Annotated in this window: 8 protein-coding genes; 5 read left to right on the top strand and 3 right to left on the bottom strand. The window is 61.2% G+C overall.

Annotated features, from left to right (window positions below):
* Window positions 1-304: hypothetical protein (locus VN623_RS10705; RefSeq protein WP_325570902.1), on the top strand; the 304-nt coding region annotated here is incomplete at its 5' end.
* Between the two features lie 148 nt (window positions 305-452).
* Here the strand turns inward: VN623_RS10705 and hisH are convergent.
* Genes hisH through hisB form a run of 3 tightly spaced genes read right to left on the bottom strand, consistent with a single transcriptional unit; the run spans window position 453 to window position 2,259 of the window.
* Window positions 453-1,106, bottom strand: a complete 654-nt coding sequence (gene hisH, locus VN623_RS10700; RefSeq protein ID WP_325570900.1) for an imidazole glycerol phosphate synthase subunit HisH — start codon at window positions 1,104-1,106, stop codon at window positions 453-455.
* A gap of 28 nt (window positions 1,107-1,134) precedes the next feature.
* Window positions 1,135-1,617 carry a DUF2628 domain-containing protein gene (locus tag VN623_RS10695; RefSeq protein ID WP_325570898.1) on the bottom strand — a complete coding sequence of 161 codons (483 nt, stop codon included), beginning with the start codon at window positions 1,615-1,617 and terminating at the stop codon, window positions 1,135-1,137.
* A gap of 45 nt (window positions 1,618-1,662) precedes the next feature.
* Entirely contained in the window at window positions 1,663-2,259 is a 597-nt protein-coding gene (gene hisB / locus VN623_RS10690) for an imidazoleglycerol-phosphate dehydratase HisB (RefSeq protein ID WP_325570896.1), read from the bottom strand.
* Between the two features lie 210 nt (window positions 2,260-2,469).
* On the opposite strand from hisB, the gene hslV reads away from it, so the two are divergent.
* The 4 genes from hslV to rlmN form a co-directional block, all read left to right on the top strand.
* A complete protein-coding gene (gene hslV, locus VN623_RS10685; RefSeq protein WP_325570894.1) occupies window positions 2,470-3,039 on the top strand; it encodes an ATP-dependent protease subunit HslV in 570 nt (189 codons plus the stop codon).
* Between the two features lie 26 nt (window positions 3,040-3,065).
* Window positions 3,066-4,115: a hypothetical protein gene (locus VN623_RS10680; RefSeq protein WP_325570892.1), complete on the top strand. Its 1,050-nt coding sequence runs from the start codon at window positions 3,066-3,068 to the stop codon at window positions 4,113-4,115.
* Complete coding sequence (gene hslU / locus VN623_RS10675; protein ID WP_325570890.1) at window positions 4,112-5,419, top strand: ATP-dependent protease ATPase subunit HslU; 1,308 nt, start codon at window positions 4,112-4,114, stop codon at window positions 5,417-5,419. The genes VN623_RS10680 and hslU overlap by 4 nt, the downstream gene beginning before the upstream one ends.
* A 192-nt stretch (window positions 5,420-5,611) precedes the next feature.
* The coding region (rlmN, locus tag VN623_RS10670; protein ID WP_325570888.1) for a 23S rRNA (adenine(2503)-C(2))-methyltransferase RlmN at window positions 5,612-6,462 on the top strand (851 nt) is incomplete at its 3' end.

Genomic DNA, 6,462 nt, shown 5'->3' with positions numbered 1-6,462 from the left:
CTGGGCCGTTTCGTTTTCACTTCCCTACATCGCGGCTGAATATGCCCCCGTCAGCCCCGGCGTCTGGTACGTCAAGACGTGGCTCGGCGCCGACCAGATCAAGCGACGGCTGGCGATCTTGTTTGATCATCCCGACGAGCTCGGCGTCCACGAACTTGGCCGCGCCGACGCGACTGTCGCCGCCCGGCTGCACTGGATGCAAGGCAGATTGGAAGACGAGGAACCGGTCGCATCCTGGCAAATGCCACGCGTCTGGGCCGCGTTTCAGTCGGCGGTAAGTGCCGTCGGCCGCCCTTCACCGTAAAGCGCAAGACCTCTCGGTCGCGTCGCGACATCCGTCGGATATAAATCGCACCCGATTGTCACGTCCTGGCCGCCCACGCATGCGGAGCATGCTTTCAGCACGACGGCGGCCATCCAGGGCAAGTGATGCGATGCCAGCGGGGTGGTTACTACGGCTTCCAGCTGAGGAAATTCGCGATCAGCTTGAGGCCAAGCTTCTGGCTCTTCTCGGGATGAAACTGCGTGCCGGCGATGTTGCCGTCGGCGACGAGCGCCGTGATCGGGCCGCCGTAATCCGTCTCGCCGACAACGACGCGGCGCTCTTTCGCTGCGAGATGAAACGAGTGCACGAAATAGGCGTGCGATCCGCCGGTTCCCGTCTCGATACCATCGAGCAGCGGGTGCGGGTTGACGACGTTGAGCGTGTTCCAACCCATATGCGGAATTTTCAGCGCCGGATCGGCGGGCTCAATGGCGCGCACCTCGCCTTTGATCCAGCCAAGCCCCGGCGTTTCAGCGAACTCGAGCCCGCGCTCGCTTAAGAGCTGCATGCCGACGCAAATACCGAGGAACGGCCGGCCCTTGCCGCGAACCGCCTCTTCAAGAGCTTCGATGAGGCCAGGGACGCGCTCCAACCCGTGCTTGCAGTCGGCGTAAGCACCGACGCCCGGCAACACGATGCGATCGGCGCCGAGAACGTCCTCGGGTCGCGGACTGACGATGATCTTCGAAGGAGCAGAGCCATCCCGCGCCGCGCTCTCGAAAGCCTTGGCGGCGGAGTGGAGATTCCCCGACCCGTAGTCGATGATGACGACGCTTTGCATAAATCGTTCGGCCTAGACTTCTTTCGCGCTAAGCCTTCGATCCGAATGGCCAGAAGCGTGAACCGCGCCGCGTCGCCGCTTCAGAACGCCCGGACGCTCCCGGCGTCCCGCCGGTCAATATCGGCTGCGCCGGCAGCCAGCTTTCAAAGAACCGCCGCTCGCACTCGGCAATTGACTTTCCGGTGACGACGCCGAGCGTTTGCCAGCCGGTCTGTTCGAGCATCCATCGCTTCAGCGTCGAAATTTCGAAGCCGAGATAGATGTTGACCATCAGGAACATGAGACCCGTCAGGCTTGGATCGACCTTAAGGGCGTTGAGCACATAGCCGAGAAGGCCGGCGGCGACGAGGTAGGCGATCGCGACGAGCCACAGCCCGTTCGCAAGAAATCCGAGAGGCGGGCAAATGGCTGTCAGCCAGGAGAACCCGTCTTTGACGAATTCCAGTTCGCTGCCGCGATCGACCCGGTCGGCCTCCGGCACCGGCGGTTCATGGACGGTATAAGTCACCACGGAACCCTTGCTCCCTGACGCAAAACTCAATTCAACGCCTCTCGTTCAGCCTTGCAGCATACCCTTGGTCGACGGGATGCGGCCCGCCTGTCGCGGATCGAGGGCGATCGCCGACCGGAGCGCACGCGCTAACCCCTTATAGCAGGTCTCCGCAATGTGGTGATTGTTCTCGCCATAAAGGTTTTCGATGTGCAGCGTCACGCCGGCATTTTGGGTGAAAGCCTGAAACCACTCGCGGAAAAGCTCGGTGTCCATCTCGCCGACTTTCGGCCGCGAAAACTCAGCCTTCCAGATCAGGAACGGCCGGCCAGAAACGTCGATCGCAACCCGCGTCAACGTTTCGTCCATCGGCAGGTGAACGTCGGCGTAGCGCACGATCCCGGCTTTATCGCCGAGCGCCTTGGCGACCGCCTGACCAATGACGATGCCGGTGTCTTCGGCGGTGTGATGGAAATCGATGTGAAGGTCGCCCTTGGCTTTGAGCGTGATGTCGATCAGCGAGTGCCGGGCAAGCTGTTCCAGCATGTGATCGAGGAAGCCGATTCCGCTCGCGATATCGTAGGCACCCGTGCCGTCGAGGTCGACGGTCGCCGAGATGTCGGTTTCCTTGGTCTTGCGCGTGATCGTCGCCTGCCGCTTCACGAAATCTCTCCGCCTGCCCAGTCGCTTCCTAACCAGTTCGTTCCTTAACCGGCTCACTTCATTAACCGGCGACGTCACTTGCCGTCGGCATGCCCGAGCGTTTATCAGCTTGCGATCCCGAGCGCCAAGCCGAGATCGCCGCCCTTTGGCCGCATGCCCGGCCGTCATACCTTGCATCTTGCCGCCAAAAGCTTAACTGACGCGACACATATGACCCAGACCAGCTCAAATGCGCCCGAATCGTCCTGGCATGCCACCACTATACTGACCGTCCGCAAAGGCGGGCGGGTGGTGATCGCCGGTGACGGCCAGGTCAGCCTCGGTCAGACGATCATCAAATCGAATGCCCGCAAGGTCCGCCAGCTCGGCCGCGGCGACGTCATCGGCGGCTTCGCCGGAGCCACCGCCGACGCCTTTACCTTGTTCGAACGCCTCGAAGGCAAGCTCGAGCAATACCCGGGCCAGTTGACGCGCGCCGCCGTTGAGCTTGCCAAGGACTGGCGCACCGACCGCTTCCTTCGCCGCCTCGAAGCCATGATGATCGTCGCCGATGCGTCGACGACCCTGGTGTTAACCGGAACGGGCGATGTCTTGGAGCCCGAGAAGCACCTGATGGGCATCGGCTCCGGCGGCAACTATGCGCTTGCGGCCGCCCGGGCCTTGCTAGACCAGCCACTGGACGCTGAAACGATTGCCCGCAAGGCCATGGCCATTGCCGCCGAGATTTGCGTCTATACCAACACCAATGTCGTCATCGAAGCCCTCGACGCCACGGCCTGAACCGAAAACAATTTTGAGCACCCCAGATGCCCGCCACGTTGAGTCCTGACGACTTGAAGTCAGCCGTCGAGGCCGGCGTCATCGACGCCGCCCAGGCCGAGAAGCTGAAGGCCATGAGCGCCGCGCCGAATGCTTCGGCGCCGGCCTATGCGGACGCTCCCCTTGCCGACGAAGAACGCTTTCGCTTTCTCAACGGCTTCAACGACGTCTTCCTGACGATCGGCGTGCTGCTGATCGCGGCAGCTGCCTTCGCCACCGGCTTTCTTATGCTGGCTGCTGTTATCTTCTGGGTTTTGAGCGAGATCCTCGTCCGTCGATTGCGCGCAGTCTTACCCGGAATCGTGCTGTCGTCGTTGTTCGTCGCAACGACAGCCATAACCTTTCAATACTACTGGTATGGCATACGAACACACTGGGACATCTCTTCCGCGTTTGCGTTCTGGACGAACCTTACGCTCAACCTCAGCCTACCAGCGCTTGTCGCTTCTCTAATTTATTACCTGCGCTTTCGACTACCGTACGCACTCGCACTAATCGCGTTCTCGGCCTACATCGGTGTGATAGGTACTCTCGAACGTGTCTCCGGAATGAGCCACTCAGTCGTTGCGTTAGCTTACGGACTTGTTGTGCTTACCGCTGCGCTTTTCTTCGACGCGCGCGATCCGAAACGCGTAACGCGGCTATCTGATTGCGCTTTCTGGCTGCACATAGTCGCTGCCTTTTTTGTCACGTCGCCGCTAATAAACCTGATCACCCAATCCACCAACGGCGCAATGGCGTCAGCACTTGTCCTGCTAACCGTTTTTCTATTCGCCATCTTCGCGCTTGCAATTGATCGTCGCGCAATCCTTGTTTCGTCACTCGCTTCGTTCACATATGCGGTCTATAGCATCCTAAGCGGCGGCTTGGCTTGGTCGCGGAGTGATTACACCCAGCCCTCCTTCACTTTGACGCTCGCCCTGGTCGGCGGTTTCGTTCTGATCCTCGGCGTATTTTGGCACCCGCTGCGGCAGCGGTTGATGCCGCTCTTCCAAAACATGCCGTTCGCGCATTATCTCCCACCGGCAAGGCAATGACCAGTTTTTCACCACGCGAAATCGTCTCTGAGCTCGACCGCTATATCGTCGGCCAATCCGATGCCAAGCGCGCCGTCGCCATTGCCCTGCGCAATCGCTGGCGGCGACAGCAGATCACCGGTGACCTTCGCGACGAAGTCTTGCCGAAAAACATTCTGATGATCGGACCGACGGGCGTCGGCAAGACGGAGATTTCGCGGCGGCTTGCAAAGCTCGCGGGCGCGCCCTTCCTCAAGGTCGAAGCGACGAAGTTCACCGAAGTCGGCTACGTCGGCCGCGACGTCGACAGCATCATCCGCGACCTCGTCGAGGTGGGCATGGCGCTCGTCAAGGATGCCAAGCGCCAGGACGTGCGCGCCAAGGCCGAGAAGGCCGCCGAAGAGCGCGTCATCGATGCTCTCGTCGGCAGCGGTTCCTCGCCGATGACGCGCGACAGCTTCCGAAAGAAATTGCGCAACAACGAGCTGAACGACAAGGAAATCGACATCCTGGTGGCCGACACGGCGCCGCAGATCCCGATGTTCGACATGCCGGGTGGCGCCTCGATGACGACGATCAATCTCGGCGAAATGCTGGGCAAGGCTCTCGGCCAACGCACCAAGCCGCGCCGCGTCACGGTCAAGGACAGTTTCGACATCCTGATTGCGGAAGAAAGCGATAAGCTGATCGACAACGAGGACATCGTCGCCGAGGCGATTGCGGCGGTCCAGAACGACGGCATCGTCTTCCTCGACGAGATCGACAAGATTTGTTCGCGCGGCGAAGGCGTGCGCGGCGGTGCCGATGTTTCTCGCGAAGGCGTACAGCGCGATTTGCTGCCGCTGATTGAAGGCACGACGGTTGCGACGAAGCATGGTCCGGTCAAGACGGATCACATCCTGTTCATCGCCTCCGGCGCGTTTCACGTTTCGAAACCGTCCGACCTGCTACCCGAGCTGCAGGGCCGCTTGCCGATCCGCGTCGAACTCAGCGCCCTGTCGCGCGAAGACATAAAGCGCATCCTGACCGAGCCCGAGGCGAGCCTGATCAAGCAGTATGTGGCGCTGATGGCGACCGAAGGCGTGACGCTCAGTTTCACCTCCGACGCGATCGATGCCATTGCCGACACGGCCGTTGAAGTCAATTCGACGGTCGAGAACATCGGCGCCCGGCGACTGCAGACAGTGCTCGAGCGGGTCTTGGACGAGATTTCGTTTGAAGCCTCCGACCGCTCCGGCCAGGCCTTCGTGATCGACGGTGCCTATGTCGCGACCCACGTCGGTGAACTTGCGAAAAATGCCGATTTAAGCCGATTTATTTTGTAGCGTGGTCACTTGTGTCCCGGATGTCATTCCGGACGACGCTTCAGCGTCGATCCGGGACCCGGGGCTACTTCGTCCCGGTTCTCGCCACAGGTAGGCGGCTCGGCCGGGATGACAATTAGGACCGCTATTCACCCGAGCCGAACGCCTATACAAGAGGGCCAATTCGTAAAGCCCTGAAAGACACCGTCAGCAATGACCGTTGCGTCGATACTTGAATCCAACCCGGGCGCTATCGCCGCGAAGCCCTCGCTAGCGGGCTTGACGCGCGACCAGTTGAAGACGGCGCTCGCTGCTGCGGGCGTTCCGGCAAAGCAGCTCAACATGCGCGCCGCCCAACTCTGGAGCTGGATATACGTGCGCGGCGTCACGCGCTTCGACGACATGACGGACGTCTCGAAGGATCTCCGCCGCGACCTCGAAAGCCTCTACACGCTCGACCGGCTGGAAATCGTTTCGGAGCAGATCTCCGTCGATGGCACACGCAAGTGGCTGCTCCGGCTTGCCAAGCGCGGACACGAAGCTCGGCCACCGGAAATCGAAACCGTCTACATCCCCGAGAGCGGTCGCGGCACGCTTTGCATTTCGAGCCAGGTCGGCTGCACCCTCACCTGCTCGTTCTGTCATACCGGCACGCAGCGCCTCGTGCGCAATCTCGAAGCCGAAGAAATCGTCGCTCAGATCGTGCTGGCACGCGACCGCATCGGCGACTGGCCCGGCGCCAAGAGTCCCGACGACGGACGGCTTCTGCCTGCGGGCGAACGCAAGATCACCAACGTCGTACTGATGGGGATGGGCGAACCGCTTTATAATTTCGACAACGTCAAAGCCGCGATGGAGGTCGCGTCCGACGGCGACGGCCTGTCGCTTTCGAAGCGCCGCATCACGCTGTCGACATCCGGCGTCGTGCCTGAAATCCGACGCTGGGGTGAAGAAGCCGACACGATGCTGGCGATCTCGTTGCACGCGACTAACGATGCGCTGCGCGATGAGCTCGTGCCGATCAACCGCAAGTATCCAATCGCCGAGCTGATGGACGCGTGCCG

The sequence above is a fragment of the Hyphomicrobium sp. genome, assembly GCF_035572195.1.
Lineage (GTDB): Bacteria > Pseudomonadota > Alphaproteobacteria > Rhizobiales > Hyphomicrobiaceae > Hyphomicrobium_B.
Note: the sequence above shows the minus strand (reverse complement) of the source record. Positions and strands in the feature narration are given on the sequence as shown.

Excerpts from the sequence above, each read along its gene's own strand:
- hisH (WP_325570900.1), bottom strand. The coding sequence starts at position 1,106 with ATGCAAAGCGTCGTCATCATCGACTACGGGTCGGGGAATCTCCACTCC.
- hslV (WP_325570894.1), top strand. The coding sequence starts at position 2,470 with ATGACCCAGACCAGCTCAAATGCGCCCGAATCGTCCTGGCATGCCACC.
- VN623_RS10680 (WP_325570892.1), top strand. The coding sequence starts at position 3,066 with ATGCCCGCCACGTTGAGTCCTGACGACTTGAAGTCAGCCGTCGAGGCC.
- hslU (WP_325570890.1), top strand. The coding sequence starts at position 4,112 with ATGACCAGTTTTTCACCACGCGAAATCGTCTCTGAGCTCGACCGCTAT.